General features: G+C 60.1%; 18 protein-coding genes and 2 pseudogenes. 17 read left to right on the top strand and 3 right to left on the bottom strand.

Features of this window, described 5'->3' with window-relative positions:
- On the top strand, window positions 1-471 hold a 471-nt coding region (locus G6N73_RS21485), incomplete at its 5' end, for a fumarylacetoacetate hydrolase family protein (protein WP_165031343.1).
- A gap of 102 nt (window positions 472-573) precedes the next feature.
- Here G6N73_RS21485 and G6N73_RS21490 read toward each other — a convergent pair.
- Window positions 574-844: pseudogene (locus G6N73_RS21490) on the bottom strand (transposase); the annotation flags it as partial.
- A 360-nt stretch (window positions 845-1,204) separates the two neighbouring features.
- On the opposite strand from G6N73_RS21490, the gene G6N73_RS21495 reads away from it, so the two are divergent.
- From G6N73_RS21495 to G6N73_RS21550, 12 genes are all read left to right on the top strand, one after another.
- Entirely contained in the window at window positions 1,205-2,260 is a 1,056-nt protein-coding gene (locus G6N73_RS21495; RefSeq protein ID WP_246252372.1) for an ABC transporter ATP-binding protein, read from the top strand.
- Window positions 2,239-3,339 (top strand): ABC transporter substrate-binding protein, encoded by a 1,101-nt coding sequence (locus tag G6N73_RS21500; RefSeq protein WP_246252375.1) that lies wholly within the window; start codon window positions 2,239-2,241, stop codon window positions 3,337-3,339. Before G6N73_RS21495 ends, G6N73_RS21500 begins: the two co-directional genes overlap by 22 nt.
- A gap of 25 nt (window positions 3,340-3,364) precedes the next feature.
- Window positions 3,365-4,666, top strand: a complete 1,302-nt coding sequence (locus G6N73_RS21505) for an ABC transporter permease (protein WP_165031347.1) — start codon at window positions 3,365-3,367, stop codon at window positions 4,664-4,666.
- Between the two features lie 2 nt (window positions 4,667-4,668).
- Window positions 4,669-5,469 (top strand): ABC transporter permease, encoded by an 801-nt coding sequence (locus G6N73_RS21510; RefSeq protein ID WP_165031349.1) that lies wholly within the window; start codon window positions 4,669-4,671, stop codon window positions 5,467-5,469.
- A gap of 4 nt (window positions 5,470-5,473) precedes the next feature.
- Window positions 5,474-6,832 carry an NAD(P)/FAD-dependent oxidoreductase gene (locus G6N73_RS21515; protein WP_165031351.1) on the top strand — a complete coding sequence of 453 codons (1,359 nt, stop codon included), beginning with the start codon at window positions 5,474-5,476 and terminating at the stop codon, window positions 6,830-6,832.
- Between the two features lie 12 nt (window positions 6,833-6,844).
- Window positions 6,845-7,651, top strand: coding sequence for an IclR family transcriptional regulator (locus G6N73_RS21520; RefSeq protein WP_165031353.1), 807 nt, complete (start codon window positions 6,845-6,847; stop codon window positions 7,649-7,651).
- Between the two features lie 257 nt (window positions 7,652-7,908).
- The gene (locus tag G6N73_RS21525) at window positions 7,909-9,399 is read left to right on the top strand and encodes an aldehyde dehydrogenase (RefSeq protein WP_165031355.1); all 1,491 of its coding nucleotides are present in this window, start codon (window positions 7,909-7,911) and stop codon (window positions 9,397-9,399) included.
- A gap of 74 nt (window positions 9,400-9,473) precedes the next feature.
- Window positions 9,474-11,519: an oxidoreductase gene (locus tag G6N73_RS21530; RefSeq protein WP_165031358.1), complete on the top strand. Its 2,046-nt coding sequence runs from the start codon at window positions 9,474-9,476 to the stop codon at window positions 11,517-11,519.
- A gap of 84 nt (window positions 11,520-11,603) precedes the next feature.
- Window positions 11,604-12,860, top strand: a complete 1,257-nt coding sequence (locus tag G6N73_RS21535) for an aspartate aminotransferase family protein (protein WP_246252388.1) — start codon at window positions 11,604-11,606, stop codon at window positions 12,858-12,860.
- A 38-nt stretch (window positions 12,861-12,898) separates the two neighbouring features.
- Window positions 12,899-13,285 carry a RidA family protein gene (locus G6N73_RS21540; RefSeq protein WP_165031362.1) on the top strand — a complete coding sequence of 129 codons (387 nt, stop codon included), beginning with the start codon at window positions 12,899-12,901 and terminating at the stop codon, window positions 13,283-13,285.
- Window positions 13,286-13,295: 10 nt separating this feature from the next.
- A complete protein-coding gene (locus G6N73_RS21545; protein WP_165031364.1) occupies window positions 13,296-14,171 on the top strand; it encodes a beta-keto acid cleavage family enzyme in 876 nt (291 codons plus the stop codon).
- Window positions 14,172-14,329: 158 nt separating this feature from the next.
- Window positions 14,330-15,520 carry an acyl-CoA dehydrogenase gene (locus tag G6N73_RS21550; protein ID WP_165031366.1) on the top strand — a complete coding sequence of 397 codons (1,191 nt, stop codon included), beginning with the start codon at window positions 14,330-14,332 and terminating at the stop codon, window positions 15,518-15,520.
- Between the two features lie 32 nt (window positions 15,521-15,552).
- Here G6N73_RS21550 and G6N73_RS21555 read toward each other — a convergent pair whose 3' ends face one another.
- A complete protein-coding gene (locus G6N73_RS21555) occupies window positions 15,553-16,533 on the bottom strand; it encodes a quinone oxidoreductase family protein (protein WP_165031368.1) in 981 nt (326 codons plus the stop codon).
- A 65-nt stretch (window positions 16,534-16,598) separates the two neighbouring features.
- Between G6N73_RS21555 and G6N73_RS21560 the strand changes: the two genes are divergently transcribed.
- Complete coding sequence (locus G6N73_RS21560; RefSeq protein ID WP_165031370.1) at window positions 16,599-16,937, top strand: ArsR/SmtB family transcription factor; 339 nt, start codon at window positions 16,599-16,601, stop codon at window positions 16,935-16,937.
- Between the two features lie 20 nt (window positions 16,938-16,957).
- Window positions 16,958-17,200: pseudogene (locus G6N73_RS37065) on the top strand (DDE-type integrase/transposase/recombinase); the annotation flags it as partial.
- A 181-nt stretch (window positions 17,201-17,381) separates the two neighbouring features.
- Here G6N73_RS37065 and G6N73_RS21570 read toward each other — a convergent pair.
- Complete coding sequence (locus G6N73_RS21570) at window positions 17,382-18,050, bottom strand: GntR family transcriptional regulator (protein WP_165031372.1); 669 nt, start codon at window positions 18,048-18,050, stop codon at window positions 17,382-17,384.
- A gap of 119 nt (window positions 18,051-18,169) precedes the next feature.
- Here G6N73_RS21570 and G6N73_RS21575 point away from each other — a divergent pair, with 119 nt between their 5' ends.
- Window positions 18,170-18,577, top strand: a complete 408-nt coding sequence (locus tag G6N73_RS21575; RefSeq protein WP_165031373.1) for a cobalamin B12-binding domain-containing protein — start codon at window positions 18,170-18,172, stop codon at window positions 18,575-18,577.
- The gene (locus G6N73_RS21580; protein WP_165031374.1) at window positions 18,577-20,022 is read left to right on the top strand and encodes a phenylacetate--CoA ligase family protein; all 1,446 of its coding nucleotides are present in this window, start codon (window positions 18,577-18,579) and stop codon (window positions 20,020-20,022) included. The genes G6N73_RS21575 and G6N73_RS21580 overlap by 1 nt, the downstream gene beginning before the upstream one ends.
- Window positions 20,023-20,025: the final 3 nt, after the last annotated feature.

Consider the following 20,025-nt stretch of genomic DNA (forward strand, 5'->3'; position numbering starts at 1 on the left):
TACTCGGTTGGCCGTATTCTCTACGAGGGTGAACTCGGCATCGTCATCGGCAAGCGCTGCCTCAATGCGTCGATCGAAGAGGCGCAGGCGGCCATCTTCGGCTACACCTGCGTTAACGACCTCACCGCGCATGCATTTCTACAAGCGGAGTCGGGTTTCACACATTGGACGCGCGCCAAGGGACTGGACCGCTTCGCGCCCTTCGGCCCAGTCATCGCGACAGGCATCGACCCGGCCGGGCTTACCATCCGTACGCGCGTCAATGGGCGCGAGCGCCAGTCATATTCGACGTCAGATCTGATCTTCCAGCCACCCGAATTGGTCAGTTTGATATCACGTGGATTGACCCTACTCCCGGGCGACCTAATCGCCAGCGGCACATCGACGGGTGTCGGTCCGTTACCGAAGGACGGCGCGGTCGAGGTCGAGATCGATGGTATCGGTGTACTCACAACCCGATGCGCCAGCTGAATTTGTCCTGAACAAGAGCGCTTTCGCGTGGCACGACAGGGACAATGGTGCCCTGGAGGTCGAGCCCCCGCCAGACGTTGTTTGGAATGCGATCTGAGCCTAGTGCTTACGCGGAAAGGGCATGTAGGCCAGCACGTCGTCGCGGGAGGCGTCCATCAGGGCGCCGAGCTGCTTTTCGCGCGTCGGCCACAGCCTCCCACTGGGTTTCGGCATCGGCCTTCGTTTCCTGCGCGAAGATGGTCGTCAGCATCGCGGCAACCGCCATGCGCTGCTTATAAGAGTCGGCGCACGCGCAAGCGCATCGCGCTCCAGTGACTGCGGCATCTCTGGTGCGTGGCGTGAACACCCGGCGGGCGGCGGCGCGCAGGCCGCGAGTTCGCGGCCGAGATGGGGTTTCAGTCCCACGCCTGGCCATTGCCACCGAGGGCGTCGTTGCAGCCTACGAACAGATCGTCGGTGACAAGTGGAAACCCTTCGAGCGGGCCGTCGAAAAAACCGCGAAACGAATCCACCTCCACTGGGGCTGGGGGCCCTGCCGCGTTCGGCAGCCCTAAATATGCTGCAGGGCACAATACGGATGCAGTAACGCCACCGGGTCAAGATTTGCGCATTGGGGATTGACGAAGGCAAACTCGAATGCTTCTATTCTCGATCTTTAATAACATGTCTCGTTAATCGAGAAACAATGGAATAAATACCCTCAGCCATGGTTCAGCCCCCGATACATGTCGGCATGACCGGCATATCCAAAACATACGACGGCCATAGCTTCGTCGTCCGCAATCTCAACCTTGAGATCGCAAAGGGTGAATTCCTCACGCTTCTAGGTCCTTCGGGGTCGGGCAAGACGACGACGCTGATGATGCTCGCTGGCTTCGAATATCCCTCAAGTGGCGAAATCACCCTTGACGGGCGGCCGATTCAGGACAAACCGCCGGAAAAGCGGAACATCGGCATGGTGTTCCAGAACTACGCTCTCTTCCCACATATGACCGTCGCTGAAAATGTTGGCTACTCATTGCGGGTGCGAGGCCTTTCCAAAGAGCAGATCGGCGCTCGCGTCAGCGAAGCGCTGGCGATGGTCCAGCTTTCGAGTCTTGCGCAACGCAAACCGGCCGCCTTGTCTGGTGGCCAGCAACAAAGGGTCGCACTCGCACGGGCACTTGTCTTCGAGCCCAGCCTTGTCCTGATGGATGAACCACTTGGTGCCCTGGACAAGAAGCTGCGGGAGGACCTGCAACTCGAAATCCGTCGGATTGCCGATCGGCTTGACCTGACAGTCGTATACGTGACGCACGATCAGCACGAAGCTCTGACGATGTCCGATAGGGTCGCCATTTTTAGCGACGGGTGCATTCAGCAGATCGGCTCGGCACAAGACATCTATGGTTGTCCTGCGAACCGCTTCGTGGCCGAGTTTGTTGGGGACAATAACTGTCTCGATGCGAAGGTCATCTCGATCGAAGGCGAGTTGGTGCGCGCGCGGCTCCCCGGCGGCCAGGAAGTCCGGGCCCGCGGCAGCGCGCATTCGAAAGTCGATCAGCGCGCGACGATCGCGATCAGGCCGGAGAGCATCCGCATCAGCGGCCAGGCGCGCGCGGCGACGCTGCGCGGGCAGGTCTGCGACATCATTTACTGTGGTGACCAGTTCCGGATCCACGTCGAACTGCCGGGCGGGGAACGGCTGATAGCGAAGAGTTCATCATCGTTGGGCGTTCGGATGGAGATGGGCAGTCCTGTCCTTCTCGACTGGGAGCCGCACGATGCTTGGGCGCTCGACGGCAGGTAACGCAACTGAAAATCCAGAGAGGACATCACATGCTACGAGCGAGTTTCTTCAAACGATCATGGCTGGTCGGGCTGATCCTGGCCGCAGGGGCCTTCCCTGCTACGGCAGACGGCCTGACGGTCGTGTCCTGGGGTGGGGCCCTGCAGGAGGCACAGGCAAAAACTTTTTTCGATCCATATGCAAAAATGAAGAACATCACCGTGACTCAGGATACCTGGAGCGGTGAACTGGCCAAGCTGCGTGCCATGGTCGACAGTGGCAATGTCGCGTGGGACGTTATCGACGTCGATCCGCAAACCGGGGCGACCGCATGCGACCAGGGGTTGCTTGAGAAGATCGGCTCTGACGCGGCCTTCAAGTCCGCAGGCCTCGTCGATGGCGCCCTTACCGACTGCGCGGTGGGAACAAGCGTGTACGCAACTATCCTTGCGTTTCAGAAACAGGCGTTCCCGAAGGCGCCCACCAGACTGACGGACATTTTCGACACAACGAACTTCCCGGGCAAACGTGGCTTTCGCAAGAGCCCCGTCGACACGCTTGAACTCGCCTTGATTGCCGACGGCGTCGCGACGGCCGATGTCTACGCCACTCTGGCAACCGCAGAGGGCGTTGATCGGGCCTTCAAGAAGCTCGACACAATCAAGAAGGACATAGTTTGGTGGGAGGCTGGCGCGCAACCGCCGCAGCTTCTGAAGTCCGGCGAGGTGAAGATGGCGCTGGCCTGGAACGGCCGCATAGCGGACGCCAATGCCAAGGAAAATGCCGATCTTGGGATTGCCTGGACCAATCAGATCCGCGGCTTCGACATGTGGGTCATCCCATCCGGTTCCAAGAACCTAGAGCGGGCCAAGGATTTCGTGGCCTTCACCGTCAAGCCGGACGTCAATGCCGCCTTGAGCAACCACATTGCCTATGGTCCAACCGTAAAGGCGGCCAGCGATCTCGTCGCCAAGGACGTGCTGCCGAACCTGCCGTCAGCTCCTGAGAACAGTGAGGCGGCCTTGGCCCAAGACGGAGCATTTTGGGCCAAGAACAGCGACACGCTGAACGCCCGATTCGCCAGCTGGATTTCCCAGTAGACCGAGCAGTGGGAGGTCTTAGACAATGCTTCCGTACGGCGACGTGGGCTTGTTCATGACGCAGGATGATGCGCCTGCGGCAAAACGCGCGTCGCCGACGACGGGTGTCGACGTTCGCTCTTCGATCAGGCGCGACAGCAACCGGAGGACAGTCCTGGCTGCCCTTCCGGCGGCGCCGCTCCTGATCTTTCTGCTTCTGTTCATGGTGATCCCGTTAGGCTCGATCTTACATACGTCGCTGTCGGATGGAGAAATCGCCAAGGCCCTGCCGCGAACCACGCACGCGCTTTCGGCCTGGGACGGAGAAGACCTGCCGCCCCCGGCCGTCTACATGATGCTTGGACGGGAGCTGGAGGCGGCGAGCAGCGCCGGATCCCTGCGCCCGCTCGGGCGTCGGGTGGGGTACGAATTGTCGCGCGGAATGCACATCATTCTCGACGGCCATCGGGGACTGTCAGGCGACTTCGATCGCGCCGACCCCCAGGGCTGGAAAGCCGAGCTGATCAAGGCGGAGCCGGCTTGGGGCCAACGCGGGATCTGGAGCGTCATCAAGCGGCACAACGGTCGTTACAGCGCCTTCTATTTCCGATGGGCGACGGGCTTTCCTGTGAAGATCGACGCAGATGGTCGTTCGTCGCTGGAAACCGCCTATGATTTTCGCTCGATCTATCTCAGGACAATACTCATCAGCCTCATTGTGACGGGCCTTACGATCGTGATCGGATACCCGGTTGCGTATGTCATCGCCAATTCCAGTGGGGGGATGGCGGCAGTCCTCCTGTTCTTCATTCTCCTCCCGTTCTGGACCTCGCTGCTGGTGCGGACCATGTCGTGGATCGTCTTTCTCCAGACGAACGGTGTGCTTAACAATGCGCTGGCTGGAATGGGGCTGCGTTCCGAGCCGCTGTCCCTACTTTACACGCGCATGGCGACGATCATCGCGATGATCCAGATCCAACTGCCGTTCACGGTCCTGCCCATGATCAGCGTGATGCGGGCAATTCCGGTGAACCAGGTCAAGGCAGCCCGCAGCCTTGGTGCGGGCCCGCTCCTGGCCCACGCCACGATTTTTCTGCCGCAGGCAATTCCAGGCATTGCCGCCGGCGGGCTTCTCACCTTTGTCCTGTGCCTTGGATTCTACCTGACCCCGGCATTGGTCGGCGGTCCGTCGGATCAGATGGTGAGCTTCTTCATCGCAAGATTTACCAATGAGGAACTGAATTGGGGGCTCGCTTCGGCACTCAGCGTCGTCCTGATCGTCGCAGCGGGTATCGTTGCTCTGCCCCTGGCGCGACATGTCGCACGTCACTCATCGGATCGGATCTGAGCATGAGCCGCCGCGTCTATTCCGAGTTTCCTGCCTACATTCGAATACCGCTTTATGCGTTTGTGGGGATCGCTCTTCTGCTGTTGATGCTTCCGCTAGCGGTCGCTCTTCCGATCTCGATCAATGCCGATCCCTGGTTCACCTACCCATTCCGTGCAATCTCTCTTCGTTGGTTCACTCAGCTTTTTTCCTCGCCTTTATGGACCGGGGCGATGGTCAACAGTCTCGTGATTGCCGTTTCCACGACGGTCGTAGCCACAATTTTGGGCACGCTCGCGGCAATCGGGCTTGTCAATCCACGGTTTCCGTTCCGCGCCGCCGTGATGGCGCTCGCAATCTCGCCTATGATCGTTCCGGTCGTCGTGCTGGGCCTCGGTCTGTTCATTTTCTTTTCGCCGCTCGGGCTCAACTATTCCTACGCTGGCGTCGTTATTGCCCACACCATTCTGGCATCGCCCTTCGTTGTGATCACCGTCACGGCGACACTGACGCGCTTCGACTTTAACCTGATGCGGGCCGCGGCGGGTCTCGGCGCCGGCCGCGTGACGGCATTTCGAACGGTGATGCTTCCAATTATCGCTCCAGGCGTAGCAGCCGGGGCGATCTTCGCCTTCGCCTCGTCATTCGACGAAGTGGTGATGGTACTGTTTATTGCTGGGCCTCAGCAGCGCACGGTTCCAAAGCAAATGTTCACGGGACTGCGTGAACAGCTCGATCCCACGATCCTGGCCGCCGCCGCGGTGATGATCCTACTGACGAGTTGCCTGATGGCTGTAGCCTACAACGCCAATAGAAAAAGGTAACCTAATGCTGCACGCTATGTCGCGAAACACCGGGAAGGTTGGTGCGGCGCAAGCCGGATTGTTCGCCGACGATTATCTCGAGGAGCCTTATTGGTGGTCGGCGGCACCGCTTTCCGCTGCCGACGGGAACACAGTACCCGTCAGCCTTGACGGTAAGGCTGACGTTGTCATCGTTGGCGGCGGCATTACGGGTCTGGTCGCCGCGCTGCATCTGGCCCGCTCGGGTTGTGACGTTGCAGTTCTCGATGCGCAGAGGATCGGCGAAGGCGCTGCACGGCGCAACGCCGGTTTCGTCGGCCGCACGCTCAAACGGTCCGTTGAATGGCTGGCGGAAAGGTCGGGGCGCGAGCACGCGATGAAGGTCTATCGTGAGCTTGATGCCGCTCTCCATGGTGTCCAGGCCTTCGTCGAGCGTGAGCGTATCGAATGTCACTACCAGACCTGCGGCCGCTTCATTGCCGCCAATTCGAAAGCCCATTTTCGAGCTTTGATTGCCGAACTCGAACAGACCCGACAAGCCGTCGGGTTTGACTATTCTGTGGTCGAGAAACATGATGTTCATACGGAAATCGCCTCCGATTGCTACCATGGCGGCGCGGTCATTCCCGATCTCGGTTCGATTCACCCCGGGCTTTATCACGCGGGCCTTGTCCGCAAGGCGCTCGATGCTGGCGTTAGGTTGTACCCTCTTACGAACGTCGTGGGCGTCGATCATGGTGCGAGTGGGAAGACCATTCGAACTTCGAAAGGCGACATTGCTGCCCTTCATGTCGTCGTCGCCACCAACGGCTATACGAGCCGTAACCTCAAATGGCTTGCAAGGCGGGTTATTCCTTTCCGTGGTTTTGTTATCGCAACCGAGCTGTTGCCACCCGAAACAATCGACAAGGTGATACCGCGCCGCCGCACCTATCTCGACACCAGGATGAACATCGATTTTATCCGCCCGGCGCCTGATTCAAGCCGCATTCTTTTTGGTGGCATGACCGGCACGGCGAGTTCGACGGCGACGCCGCTCGCCGGCGCGCTCCGAGATCGCCTTGTGAAAATTCTGCCAGACCTCAAGGGCGTCCGCCTCAGTCGTGCCTGGACTGGGCACTGCGCCGGAACCTTCGATTTCATGCCCCATATCGGCACGAAGGACGGCGTGCACTTCGCCCTCGGCTATAACTTTGCAGGCATTCCTCTGGGAACACATTTCGGGGAGAAGATTGCAGCCCGAATTCTTCAACGCGGAGACACGTCATCTGTCTTCGATGTCGAAAAATTTCCCACGGCGCCATTCTTCAACGGCTCTCCGTGGTTCGTGCCCTTGGCTATGCGCTATTTCGACTGGCATGATGATCGAATCGCAAAAGGCTAGAGCGCATACATCATGGCAAAGAGTACGACGACCAAAGCGGCCACCGAAAAGCCTCTGGAACGTTATGTGCGAATTCTTGAGATCGTCGCCGGCTTTCCAGATGGCATTTCAGGGACTGCCGTCGGCGAGATGCTCGATCTGCCGAAGGCCTCGGCCTACAGGCTGATGAAGAGCTTGGCTGATGTTGAGTTGATCGAGCCAAGCGGCCCAAAGACGGCCAATTTCAAGCTCGGACGACGGCTCGAAAGGCTGCTTTTTTCTGGCGCGAGCGACGAATGGTTCAAGGCCGTCGCACGCCCGACGTTACAAGAGCTCTCTGAAAAGACCGGCCAAGCCTGCTTCATCGCACGACTGGCCGGCGACAGCGTCCGCAGCGTCGACATGGTCGCGCCCGACAATCTGGTGAGGGCCTACATCGTCCCGGGACATGAAATTCCAGCCCATGCCGGCGCCTCTGCCAAGGCGATCCTCGCCTTTCAGGACCCGAACTTCATCGCTTCAGTGCTCGACAAGCCACTCAAGCGGTTCACGGCGGCGACCAAAGTCGACTTCGACGTTCTCGTGGAAGAGCTGCAACTCGTGCGCAAAACCGGCGTGGCCTATTGCATCGGAGAAGATGTGGACGGATTTGCTGCGATCGCCGCCCCGATCAGGATCGACGGGCAGCGTACGCAGCATAGCCTGTGCGTGACGGGAACGATCCAGGGGATCATCGACACCAACCGAGAACTTAATGTCGCACTGGTCAAGCGCATGGCGGAGAAACTTTCCAAGATCCTCGAGAAACAATTCCAGCAGACGTTGAAAATTGCAGTTTGAATTCAGGTATCCGTGGTTATCAAGCAGCGTTCGGTAGCAGCCGAAACGCTTCTATTGGCATGCGTCATTGAAAGTATTGCATGTCCTGCGTGAAAATCTGCAAACTAGGCATAAAAAATTTCTAACGAATACCATCAAGGCACTCGCTTGCAGAGCAGCGAGTGTCGAGGAGCACTATTCATCTTGACAGAAAGCGGCCGGCAATCTATTTTCTCGTTAATAGAATTATCATATCGATTATCGAGAAAGGTGATCCCATGAGCGTGATCGACTGGCGTCAAGCCGCTTCAAATCTCAATTTCCGCAACCAGGCGTTTATTGACGGCAAATTTGTCGACGCAGTATCCGGGGGCGTCTTCGATGCGATCAATCCTGCCAATGGGACTACGCTCGCCCAAATAGCGTCGTGCGACGCGGCGGATGTCGACCTGGCCGTACGCTCCGCGCGCAAGGCTTTCGATGCTGGCTCATGGTCGCGGCGCTCGCCGACCGAGCGCAAGAAAGTGCTGCAACGGTTCGCCGATCTGATGCATCAGCACGGGGATGAACTGGCCCTGCTCGAGACCTTGAACATGGGCAAGCCGATCTCTGACGCACGGTCCATCGACGTCCCGGCATCGGCCAATACGATCGCCTGGTACGCCGAGGCGATCGACAAGATCTACGACGAGATTGCTCCGACCGGCAGCGGTGCACTGGGCATGATTACCCGCGAGCCCGTTGGGGTCGTGGCTGCGGTTGTTCCGTGGAATTTTCCTTTGCTGATGGCATGCTGGAAACTCGGGCCAGCGCTTGCGGCAGGCAACTCAGTCATTCTCAAACCGGCCGAGCAGTCGCCGCTTTCCGCGATCCGGCTCGCGGAGCTCGCGGCGGAGGCCGGCATTCCGGATGGGGTGTTCAACGTGGTCACCGGCCTTGGCGAGACTGCGGGTAGGGCGCTTGGCCTTCACTTGGATGTGGACGCGGTGACGTTCACTGGCTCGACTGAAGTCGGCAAGCTCTTCATGAGCTATTCTGCTCAGTCGAATATGAAGCGCGTCGCGCTCGAATGCGGAGGCAAAACCCCACATATCGTCATGGCCGATTGTGGCAACCTGGACGAAGCTGCGACGGCGGCGGCCTATGGCATCTTCTTCAACCAGGGTGAAGTCTGTAACGCCGGGTCACGTCTGCTGGTCGACGCCAAGATCAAGGATGTGTTTATCGAGAAGGTTATTGCTGTCGGGAAAACGCTTACGGTTGGCAATCCCCTCGATGCCGCCACGAAGCTTGGCGCCATGGTAAGCCAAGTTCAAATGCAACGGGTGCTCGACTACATCGATGTCGGCGCCAAGGAAGGCGCCGAGCTCAAATCCGGCGGCAGCCGCGTCCTCAGCGAGACAGGCGGCTATTATATCGAGCCGACCGTCTTCGACAACGTCAGCAACAAGATGCGGATTGCGCAGGAGGAGATCTTCGGCCCCGTCCTCGCCACCATCTCCTTCTCCGGGGTGGAGGAAGCGGTCGCGCTCGCCAACGACACCATCTACGGTCTCGCCGCCGCAGTGTGGACTGACAATATCGATGTCGCGCTGTCCACCGCGCGTCGGTTGAGAGCAGGCTCGGTCTGGGTCAACAACTTCGATGAGAGCAACATTACGATGCCCTTTGGCGGTTACAAACAGTCGGGCTTCGGTCGGGACAAATCCTTGCACGCGATCGACAAATACACCGAGCTGAAGGCGACCTGGATCAAGATCCGCGCTTAGCCGTCCTCTCGGCTGCAACCAATGACAAAGCACGCCGGCCTCGCTCTTTGACGCTAGGCCAGAAAGAGCCATGCATGCGGGATCCACGCTTCGATATCCTGTTCCAGCCGTTGCAGATCGGACCTGTTGTCGCCCGCAACCGGTTCTATCAGACGCCTCATTGCAACGGCATGGGCAATTTGCGTCCGCAAGCCCATGCCGCGATGCGCGGCATCAAGGCGGAGGGCGGGTGGGCAGTGGTTAATACAGAACACTGCTCGGTCCATCCGTCCGGCGATCTCATGCCGGAAGTTCTGCAGATGCTGTGGGATGACGGCGATATTCCGCCGCTCGCCCTCATGGTCGAAGCGGTGCACGAGCACGGTTCGCTCGCCGGCGTGCAACTCGCCTATCCCGCATATTACAATGCCAATCGCATGACCCGCGACGTACCGCTTGGTCCGATGGATCGGCCGGTCAGCGGGCATCATCCGGTGCAGGTCCGTGCCATGGACAAGTCCGACATCAAGGCACTCCTGTGTTGGTGGAAGGCGGCGGCGCAGCGCGCGCGCAAGGCAGGCTTCGATATCCTCAACGTCGACAGCAATTTCTCCACCATCGCTTTCCAATTCATTTCGCCCCGCAATCAGCGCACGGACGAGTACGGCGGTTCTCTGAAGAATCGGGTTCGCCTCCTGAAAGAATTGATCGAGGTGACGCGCGAGGGCGGCGGTGATGCCTGTGCCGTCAGCGTAAGGCTGATCATCGATGAACTGTTCGGGACGGAAGGGCTTCGCGCCGCAGCGGAAGGCATAGAGGTCATCGGCATGCTCGCCGAACTGCCCGACCTGTGGGATCTCGTCGTGGGAACGTGGGCTGACGATTCGCCGACCTCGCGCTTCGCGGCGGAGAACGACCATGAGCCGTTCATGGCCGGGATCAAGGCGGTTACCACCAAGCCGGTCGTAGGTGTCGGGCGCTTCACCTCGCCCGACACGATGGCGAGCCTTGTCCGTCGTGGCGTGCTCGACATGATCGGGGCTGCGCGTCCCTCGATCGCCGATCCCTTTCTGCCGAAGAAGATCGAAGAGGGGCGCTACGAGGATATCCGGGAATGCATCGGCTGCAACATCTGTGTGTCGAGCCACTTCGCCATGACGAACCTTCGCTGCACCCAGAATCCGACCATGGGCGAAGAATGGCGCCGCGGCTGGCATCCCGAGCGAATTGCCGGGAAATCGAGCAATGCGACTGTGCTCGTAATCGGCGGTGGGCCGGCGGGTCTTGAATGCGCCCGGGCTCTCGGCGAACGCGGCTATGGGGTGACCTTGGCCGAGCGGGAGAGTCGTCTCGGCGGTCGCGTCACGCTTGAGGGCGAACTGCCTGGCCTGCGTGAATGGCTGAGGGTCCGTGACTGGCGCGTTACACAGATCGACAAGCTGGCGAACGTCGGCGTCTATCTCGAAAGCGATCTCGGAGTTGCCGATATTCTTGAGTTCGACGCCGACGCGGTCGTTCTGGCGACGGGATCGCAATGGCGCAGGGATGGCATCGGACGCGCGGCGTTCAAGCCGCTTGCACTGTCATCCGGCCTGCCTGTGTTCACGCCGGATGACGTCATGGGCGGCAACATCCCCTCGGGTCGAATCATCGTCTATGACGATGATCACTATTACATGGGCGCCGTCATCGCCGAGAAGCTGGCCGTTGCCGGCAACGACGTCACGCTGGTGACACCGGCAGCCGACGTCTCCTCCTTTACCGTCAATACGCTTGAGAACATCCGGACGGCCAAACGGCTCCATGAGCGCGGCGTGGTGATGGTTACGCACAAGGCGCTCGTCGGCACCCAGGACGATCAGGCGCTCTTCGTCGATGCGCGAACGGGCGCGGCCGAGCACAGAGAAGCCGACGCCCTTGTCCTCGTTACGGCGCGGCTCCCTCGCACCGAACTCTTCACCGCGTTGACCGCGCGCATCGAGGAGCGACAGGCAGGCCGGCTGCGACGCGTTTCATGCATTGGCGATTGCGAAGCGCCGGCTGCGATCTTTGCGGCCGTCTACTCAGGCCACCGCTTTGCGCAAGAATTCGAGAACGACGACCCGATCTTGCGCCGTGAGCGGATCAACCTTGCTGCCTAACAACAAGACCGAGCAAAGAGCGACCTGATGCCAGTTCCGTCCTCCCCAAACTCCGAAAAGCTCTATGCCCGCGCTCTCCAGGTCATGCCTGGGGGAAATACGCGTACGACGGTGTATCGAGCACCCCATCAGATCTATGCCAAGCGCGGTGCTGGCTGCCGCATCACTGACGTGGACGGCACAGTGCGGATCGACGCCCTGGGGAACTTCACTTCCCTGATACACGGCTATGGCAATCGCCATATCCTGGAGGCGGCGACGCGGCAGCTCGAAGCCGGAACGTGTTTCGGAGCGCCCACCGAGAGCGAGATCCGGCTGTCAGAGATACTGTGCGAGCGCCTTCCCTCTGTCGAGCAGCTTCGCTACACCAATTCCGGTACTGAAGCGGTGATGAACGCGATCAAGGCCGCCCGCGCCTATACCGGCCGACCGAAGATTGCAAAATGCGAGGGTGCCTACCACGGGACCTACGACCCGGCCGAGACAAGTCAGGACGCCAGTCCCGCTACCTGGGGCGATATCGACAGACCGGGATCCGTGCCGACCGCCAAAGGGACACCCCAGGGGGTGCTTGACGACGTCGTCGTCATTCCATTCAACAATACCCAGGTCGCTGAGGCGATCCTACGTGCTAGCGGCAACAATCTCGCGGCCGTGCTCATCGATGTCATGCCCAACCGAGCGGGCCTCGTGCCGGCCACGCCCGAATTTTTGGCGATGCTGCGGCGGGTCACGCGAGAACTCGGGGCACTACTGATTCTCGACGAGGTCATCACATTTCGCCTTGGCTACAATGGCGCGCAAGGTCGTTTCGACATCGACCCGGACATTACGACACTCGGCAAAGTTATCGGGGGCGGCTTTGCGATCGGCGCAATTGGCGGCCGTGCGGAAGTTATGTCGGTGTTCGATCCGAGCAAGGGAGCGCCCGCCGTGCCACACGGCGGCACGTTCAGCGCCAACCCTGTGTCGATGTCAGCTGGAATCGCAGCGATCGAGGAACTGACGCCTGCCGCTTTCGAGAAACTTGAGGCACTCGGCGATCGCTTTGACCAAGGTATTCGTACTTGTTTTACCCGGAATGGAATCCAGGGGCAGGTAACGGGATTGGGCTCACTTCGACGTGTCCATCTGACAGACGCCCCGCTGAGCGACTATCGCTCAACATTTGCTGCGGCAGATGGCGCTACGCGCGTATCTGCTCTTGCAAAGGCGTTATTCGACGAAGGTGTGATTATCGCAGGCAACGGGCTCTTGGCGTTCTCCACAGCCATGGAAGAGGCCGACGTTGATGAAATAATACGAGGCTTCGACCGAGTCTTGCTGCCGTTCACGCGATGAAATCGGCGGAGAACCCCCGGCATCTTAAGGAGCGCCACATGACGAGAGCCAAGATCCCCGTGAATAACAGCTGGGGGGAGGCCATCGGTTACTCCCGGGCGATCCGTGCCGGGAACATCATTATCGTATCGGGCACCACTGCCACGGGACCTGACGGCTCACTTCATCCGGGTGACGCAGAAGGGCAGACCATCGAGATACTGGACCGCATTGGTGCTGTGCTGCGCGAGCTCGATGCTTCGATCGATGATGTTGTCGAGACGCGTATTTTCCTGCGCAATATGAGCGATTGGGAAGCGGTTGGGAAAGCCCACGGCGCTGTCTTCGGTAAGATCCGCCCGTCAACGACGATGGTGCAGGCGGGAGCACTCATCGACGATAGCCTTCTCGTGGAAATCGCCGCCACAGCCATCCTCGCGGATTGAGGGAGGTCGTATGTCTAAGGGCACCATCATCACTTGCGCCGTGACCGGAAGCCTCACGAGGCCGGAGGACAATGGCAATTTGCCAGTAACACCTGAACAGATTGCGGTTTCAGCTCTCGAGGCTGCTGACGCTGGCGCGGCCATTCTGCACCTGCACGTCCGCCATCCCGATGGTCGGCCGTCCATGGAACTCGACCATTACCGAGAACTCGTTCGACTGATACGCGTCAAGAACACGGAGGTAATCCTTAACATTACGACTGGCCCTGGTGGCCGATTTCAGCCCGGTGAGGAAGACCCCAAGATTGCAGGCCCGCGTACGAATTTTGTCACCGCTGAACGTCGCGTCGAGCATATCCGGGATTTGCGGCCCGATGTCTGCACGCTCGACCTCAATACGATGACATTCGGCAGCGAGATCGTGATCAATACCCCGCCCTACGTCAAGAAGATGGCCGAGATCATCTATGACTGCGGGGTACGGCCCGAATTCGAGCTTTTCGACAGTGGCGATATCAGCCTGCTCAATGACTTTCTCGCAAGCGGCGTGTTTCGCGGGCCGCCACTCGCGAGCCTTGTCCTTGGTGTAAAATACGGCTTCACGACTAGACCCGAGACCATGATGTTCGCCCGCAACATGCTGCCGCACGACGCAATTTGGACCGGATTTGGCATTGGCCGGGCCGCTTATCCCATGCTGCTACAATCTTATCTGCTGGGTGGCCATGTCCGCATCGGCATGGAAGACACCGTCCGAATGTCTCGAACCGAACTCGTGAAGAGCAATGCTGAACTCGTAGAAAAAGCGAAATGGCTCCTAGAAAGTGTTGGTGCGACGGTCGCAAGCCCAGAGTGGGCAAGGTCTAAGCTTCGACTGGGTAGTTAGCTCCGCTTCCAGATTGCGCCGTGCGTAATGTAGGAGAGGCCGGGTAGTGCCAGGGAACGACATACCCGCCGTTCAGCAAACAAGATTTAGAAGCGGTGTGAAGGACTGCCTTCCAAACAATGCCGCTGGACAACATGCGTTGTTGAGGAGATCGAACCATGGCCGCCGACAAGAATGCGTTCGTCTGGGAGGATCCCTTCCTTATCGAGAACCAGCTTTCGGAAGATGAGCGCCTGGTGCGTGATGGCGCCGCGGCGTTTGCCGCCGACACGCTCGCGCCGAAGATCGAGGAAGCCTATCTCGAGGAAAAGACCGACGCTGGGATCTTTCGCGAAATGGGCGAAGCCGGCCTGCTCGGCCTCACCATCCCCGAGGAATATGGCGGGCTTGGTGCCAACTATGTCACCTATGGGCTGGTGGCGCGGGAAGTCGAGCGCGTGGACTCTGGCTACCGCTCGATGATGAGCGTGCAGTCCTCGCTGGTGATGTATCCGATCCATGCCTATGGCTCGGAGGAGCAGCGCAAGAAGTATCTGCCGAAGCTCGCCAGTGGCGAGTGGATCGGCTGTTTCGGCCTAACCGAACCGGATGCCGGCTCCGATCCGGGTGGCATGAAGACGCGGGCCGAGAAGACGGCCAACGGCTACAGGCTCTCCGGTTCCAAGATGTGGATTTCCAATGCGCCGATCGCCGACGTGTTCGTCGTCTGGGCGAAATCGGCGGCGCACGGCAATGAGATCCGTGGTTTCGTGCTGGAAAAGGGCGTGAAAGGTCTGTCGGCGCCGAAGATCGGCGGCAAGCTGTCGCTGCGGGCTTCGATCACCGGCGAAGTGGTGATGGAAGGCGTCGAGGTTGACGAAGACGCGCTGCTGCCCAACGCCTCTGGCCTGAAAGGGCCGTTCGGTTGCCTTAATCGGGCGCGCTACGGCATTTCCTGGGGCGCGATGGGTGCGGCGGAGGATTGCTGGCACCGGGCCCGCCAATATGGGTCGGACAGAAAGCAGTTCGGCAGGCCGCTGGCCGGCATGCAGCTGTTCCAGAAGAAGCTCGCCGATATGCAGACCGAGATCGCGCTCGGCCTGCAAGCCAGCCTGCGGGTCGGGCGGTTGATGGACGAAGGCAAGATGGCGCCCGAGATGATCTCGATCATCAAGCGCAACAATTGCGGAAAGGCGCTCGACATCGCCCGCCAGGCCCGCGACATGCATGGCGGCAACGGCATCCAGATCGGCTATCACATCATGCGCCACGCGCAGAACCTGGAAACCGTCAACACCTATGAAGGTACGCATGACGTGCATGCGCTGATCCTCGGCCGGGCACAGACGGGTTTTCAGGCCTTCTTTTAGGCGGCCACAAGGCTTTGCTGGGATGAAAATGACTATGGGATTGTCACAATCGCTCCACTTGCGCGCCGTTCTTCGGCAGCGCGGTGTGCCTCGGCGATATCTTCCAGTGCAAAGCGCTGCCCGATCTCGAGCGAAACATGCCCCTTCGCAACCGCATTGAACAGATCGGCCGCATTCGACCGGAACCGGTTGAGATCGGCATTGTGCGGAAAAACGGACGGGCGGGTCAGGAACAGACAGCCCTTCTTGTTCAACAATTCGGGATCGATCGCCGGCGCCTTTCCCGAGGACGCGCCGTAGATCACCACGAGTCCGAAGGGCGCTGCGCAGTCGAGTGACTTAAGCAGCGTGTCCTTGCCAACGGCATCATAGACGACGCGCGCCCTTTCGCCCTCAGTCGCCTTGAGAAAAGCATCCGGCCAATCCTGCTGGCTCGTGTCCACGACCGCAATACAGCCGGCGTCGAGAGCCGCCTGGCGCTTCTGAGGCGAGCCTGTGCCTCCGACCACGCGCGCACCAAGTGCGGTAGCCCAGCGTGTCAGGATCTGCCCGACGCCACCGGCTGCGGAATGCACGAAAACGAGGTCGCCCCGCTGAACTGCATGGGTGTGGCGCAGAAGATACTGCGCAGTCATGCCTTTGAATAGGACTGTGGCAGCCGTTTCGTCGTCGATGTAATCGGGCACCTGCACGAGCTTGTCTGCCGGAACATTGCGCCGGTCGGCATAGGCGCCGACACCGGCATTCATATAGGCAACCCGCTTGCCTGGCTTGATATCATCAACCCCCTCACCAACCGCTTCCACGATACCCGCCGCTTCGAAGCCGAGGCCCGTGGGCAGAGGAAGCGGATAAATGCCTTTGCGCTGATAAATGTCGATAAAATTGAAGCCGATCGCCGTCTGGCGGACCTGCGCCTCACCTTCAGCCGGGTCGGAAATGCGTTCCTGCACGATCTTGAGAACTGACGGATCGCCGAACTCCGTTATTTCTATCACGCGTCTGTTCGTCATGTCCGTTGCCTCTCACTCATTCGCACGATAGGTATGACAAGAACCATACCTTAGACGAGGGGGCAATGGCAGAGTTTCTTCCCGAGCCACGGCCTGACGAAATGGATCTGCTGACAGTCCTGTTCGCTTTGGCCGATCCGCATCGCTTTCATATTGCACTTGCGCTTGCGAGATCGCCAGATGCAGTCCTTCCCTGTACCGCGTTCGACCTTCCTGTCACCAAGGCGACGCGCACATATCATTTCAGGATTCTGCGCGAGGCAGGTATCATTCGCCAATACGACCATGGTAACGGGCGCTCAAATCAATTGCGGCTCGCGGACTTGAGACAACGCTTTCCCGGCCTCCTAACGACACTGCTTGCAGAACAGCTGACGTTAAAGCCGGCGAGTCCACGTAAGTAGCGATTGGAAGTGCCGAAAGCCGCCTGAGGGATCGGTCGCGGCGAGCATTGAAGGCTATTCGCATCCGCAAGAGCCAATATCATAACAACCGGATCCGAACGGAATTATCCACGCAGCAAGCGGCGGGTGCGTCCGAAGTTGGGCTTCACGTCGTTTCCATCAGCGGCAGCCACCTTGGCCGGCATCGAAATGTTGCACATGATGCGCAAGCAGCAAGGGCGCTTACTTTGAACCGGGACCCGTCACTCAAGGAGCAATATGAGGGCAATCGCCGCATGAATTGCGTCCATACGGAAGCTGCCTCTTGCCTTCTCAAAATTTGCAACACAACCACAGGGCCTGAAGTCGCTTTCGGCCGCACAAGTGCGACGGGTATTGGCCGACAATGCAATGAAGTTCTTCGCGATCGCCGGCTGCACATGGCGCCCAGCATTCCGCAACTCTCTACAGGGAGGACTCGGCGGGGGCGGTGCCGCTCGCGACACGTCGCGGCGCATTGACGATGTGCTGCCGCATGAGGTCGGCAGCCACGCTGGCGCTGCCTTCCGACATCGCCTTGAAGATTGCTTTGTGTTCCTTCCACACCTGGAGCGTCATGCCAGGAAACCTCAGAACCTCTCCCATCGAACGGCGCAAATGGCCCCAGTTCAACTGCATCATGTCGGTGATGATCTCGTTGCCGCTGAGTTCATAGATCAATGTGTGGAAATCGATATCGGCCTGAAGCACGCCTCTGGCGTCGTTGGCATGCATCAGTCTTGTACCGCGGGCAACGATCTCGCGGCCGCGTGTGATGGAACCAGGCGAAAGCCGCGGTGTCGCCAATTCCACGGCCAGCGGTTCAATGGCGCCGCGCACCTGGTAAATCGATTCGAACAGTTTCGCGTCCACAGGCGCCACTTCGACTCCGCGGCGCCCCGTATCTATCACGAAGCGCTGGGCTCTCAACATGGCGATCGCGCTGTTGACAGGCTGACGCGAGACTTTGAGACGCTCGGCGATCTCATCCTGCCCGAGACGTTGCCCAGGCCGGAACTCGCCGGTGCAGATGGCATCTAGGAGCGCGCCGTATGTCTTGTCGACCAACGATTTGCTCGGACTGATGGCCTCCATGAACGTCTCCATTCTTCACGCCGTCAGAGATAGCAGCAGATTTCGAAAGCGACCACTTCTGGACTCTCTCATGAAATTCGTATACGAAATACGAAATTCATGAAAGGGGAGGCGATTTCATGGCACAGCCGATTCGGGTCTTGCTGGCCAAGGTCGGGCTCGACGGGCATGACCGCGGCGTGAAAGTGGTGGCGCGTACGCTGCGCGACGCCGGCATGGATGTCGTCTATTCCGGCCTGCATCGCTCGCCTGAGGAGGTGGTTACCGCGGCTGTGCAGGAGGACGTCGATGTGCTCGGTGTCAGCCTTCTCTCCGGCGTGCAAATGACCGTCTTCCCGAAAATATTCGCGCTCCTCAAGGAAAAGGGCGTGGAGGACATGGTCGTCGTGGCAGGCGGGGTGATGCCTGACGATGACGTTGTCGAGCTGAAGAAGATGGGCGTCGCCGAGGTCATGCTTCAGGACACGCCGCCCAATGCGATCGTCGAGACGCTGACCCGCCTGGTGACCGAACGCGGAGCCCGCTGATGGCAACCGAGATGGAGAGCTGGAGCTTTCCTCCGGACTATGACGACAGCTATTTTCCGCCGGCAGGCCAGCGCCACTGGTTTCCTAAGCGCGAGACGATGCCGCATGCCGATCGCGAGAAGGCGATCCTGGAGCGGCTGAAGGAGGTCTGCGCCTACGCCTATTCGCATGCGCCCTTCTATAAGACAAAATGGGACGAGGCCGGCTTCCACCCCTCGCAGCTGAAGTCGCTGGAAGACTTCGAGAGCAGCGTGCCGGTGGTGACGAAGGCTGAACTGCGCGCCTCGCAGGCGGCCAGCCCGCCCTTCGGTGACTATCTATGCATACCCGACTCGGAGATTCACCACGTCCACGGCACAAGCGGCACGACCGGTCGCCCGACCGCCTTCGCGATCGGCTGCAACGACTGGCGTTCGATCTCCAACGCGCATGCCCGCATCATGTGGGGTATGGGCATGCGCCCCGGAGACATCATTTGCGTCGCCGCGATCTTCAGCCTCTATGTAGGCAGCTGGGGCGCGCTGGCCGGAGCGGAGCGGCTCGGCGCTAAGGCGTTCCCGTTCGGGGCGGGTGCGGCCGGCATGAGCGCGCGCTGCGCGCAGTGGCTCGACCTGTTGCGGCCGCAGGCCTTCTACGGCACGCCAACCTACGCGCTGCATCTCGGCCAGACGGCAATCGACAATGGGCTCGACCCGCGTCAGTTCGGGCTCAGGCAGATGTTCTTCTCTGGCGAGCCCGGCGCCTCCATCCCGGCGGTGCGCGGCAGGATTGAGGAGCTGTTCGGCGCAAAGGTGTTCGACAGCGGATCGATGGGTGAGATGACGCCCTGGATGAACGTCGCAGGCTCTGCCGAGACCGAAGGCATGCTGTGTTGGCAGGACGTCGTCTATACCGAGGTGTGCGACCCGAACGGATTCTGCCGTGTGCCCTACGGCCAGCGGGGCACGCCGGTCTACACACATCTGGAGCGGACCTCCCAACCAATGATCCGGCTGCTGTCCGGCGACCTGACGATGTGGGAGTTCGCCCCCAATCCGTGCGGGCGCACCTATCCGCGACTGCCCATGGGCATCATCGGCCGCATCGACGACATGTTCACCATCCGTGGCGAGAACGTCTATCCGAGTGAGATTGACGCCGTGCTCAACGAGACGCCGGGCTATGGCGGCGAGCACCGCATCGTCATCACGCGCGACGGCGTGATGGATGAACTGGTGGTGAAGGTCGAGGCCGAGGACACGCTGTGGCGCGAGGGGCCTGCGCGCATCGCCGCCTTCCGTGGCACGGTGGCGGCAGGCCTGCAGAAGCTGCTCGGCCTGCGCGCCGTGGTCGAGATCGTGGCTCAGAACTCGATCGAGCGGACCGACTTCAAGGCGCGCCGGGTGATCGACGACCGCGAGGTGCTGCGCGACATGCGCGCCCGCCTCGAAGGCGCGTCGTCGTAGGGC

The organism is Allomesorhizobium camelthorni, assembly GCF_011045125.1.
Taxonomy (GTDB): domain Bacteria; phylum Pseudomonadota; class Alphaproteobacteria; order Rhizobiales; family Rhizobiaceae; genus Allomesorhizobium; species Allomesorhizobium camelthorni.

Coding starts and splice junctions, on each gene's coding strand:
- G6N73_RS21570 (WP_165031372.1), bottom strand. CDS start 18,050: ATGGAGGCCATCAGTCCGAGCAAATCGTTGGTCGACAAGACATACGGC.
- G6N73_RS21540 (WP_165031362.1), top strand. CDS start 12,899: ATGACGAGAGCCAAGATCCCCGTGAATAACAGCTGGGGGGAGGCCATC.
- G6N73_RS21535 (WP_246252388.1), top strand. CDS start 11,604: ATGCCTGGGGGAAATACGCGTACGACGGTGTATCGAGCACCCCATCAG.
- G6N73_RS21525 (WP_165031355.1), top strand. CDS start 7,909: ATGAGCGTGATCGACTGGCGTCAAGCCGCTTCAAATCTCAATTTCCGC.
- G6N73_RS21550 (WP_165031366.1), top strand. CDS start 14,330: ATGGCCGCCGACAAGAATGCGTTCGTCTGGGAGGATCCCTTCCTTATC.
- G6N73_RS21505 (WP_165031347.1), top strand. CDS start 3,365: ATGCTTCCGTACGGCGACGTGGGCTTGTTCATGACGCAGGATGATGCG.
- G6N73_RS21575 (WP_165031373.1), top strand. CDS start 18,170: ATGGCACAGCCGATTCGGGTCTTGCTGGCCAAGGTCGGGCTCGACGGG.
- G6N73_RS21580 (WP_165031374.1), top strand. CDS start 18,577: ATGGCAACCGAGATGGAGAGCTGGAGCTTTCCTCCGGACTATGACGAC.
- G6N73_RS21520 (WP_165031353.1), top strand. CDS start 6,845: ATGGCAAAGAGTACGACGACCAAAGCGGCCACCGAAAAGCCTCTGGAA.
- G6N73_RS21510 (WP_165031349.1), top strand. CDS start 4,669: ATGAGCCGCCGCGTCTATTCCGAGTTTCCTGCCTACATTCGAATACCG.
- G6N73_RS21515 (WP_165031351.1), top strand. CDS start 5,474: ATGCTGCACGCTATGTCGCGAAACACCGGGAAGGTTGGTGCGGCGCAA.
- G6N73_RS21560 (WP_165031370.1), top strand. CDS start 16,599: ATGGCAGAGTTTCTTCCCGAGCCACGGCCTGACGAAATGGATCTGCTG.
- G6N73_RS21530 (WP_165031358.1), top strand. CDS start 9,474: ATGCGGGATCCACGCTTCGATATCCTGTTCCAGCCGTTGCAGATCGGA.
- G6N73_RS21555 (WP_165031368.1), bottom strand. CDS start 16,533: ATGACGAACAGACGCGTGATAGAAATAACGGAGTTCGGCGATCCGTCA.
- G6N73_RS21495 (WP_246252372.1), top strand. CDS start 1,205: ATGACCGGCATATCCAAAACATACGACGGCCATAGCTTCGTCGTCCGC.
- G6N73_RS21545 (WP_165031364.1), top strand. CDS start 13,296: ATGTCTAAGGGCACCATCATCACTTGCGCCGTGACCGGAAGCCTCACG.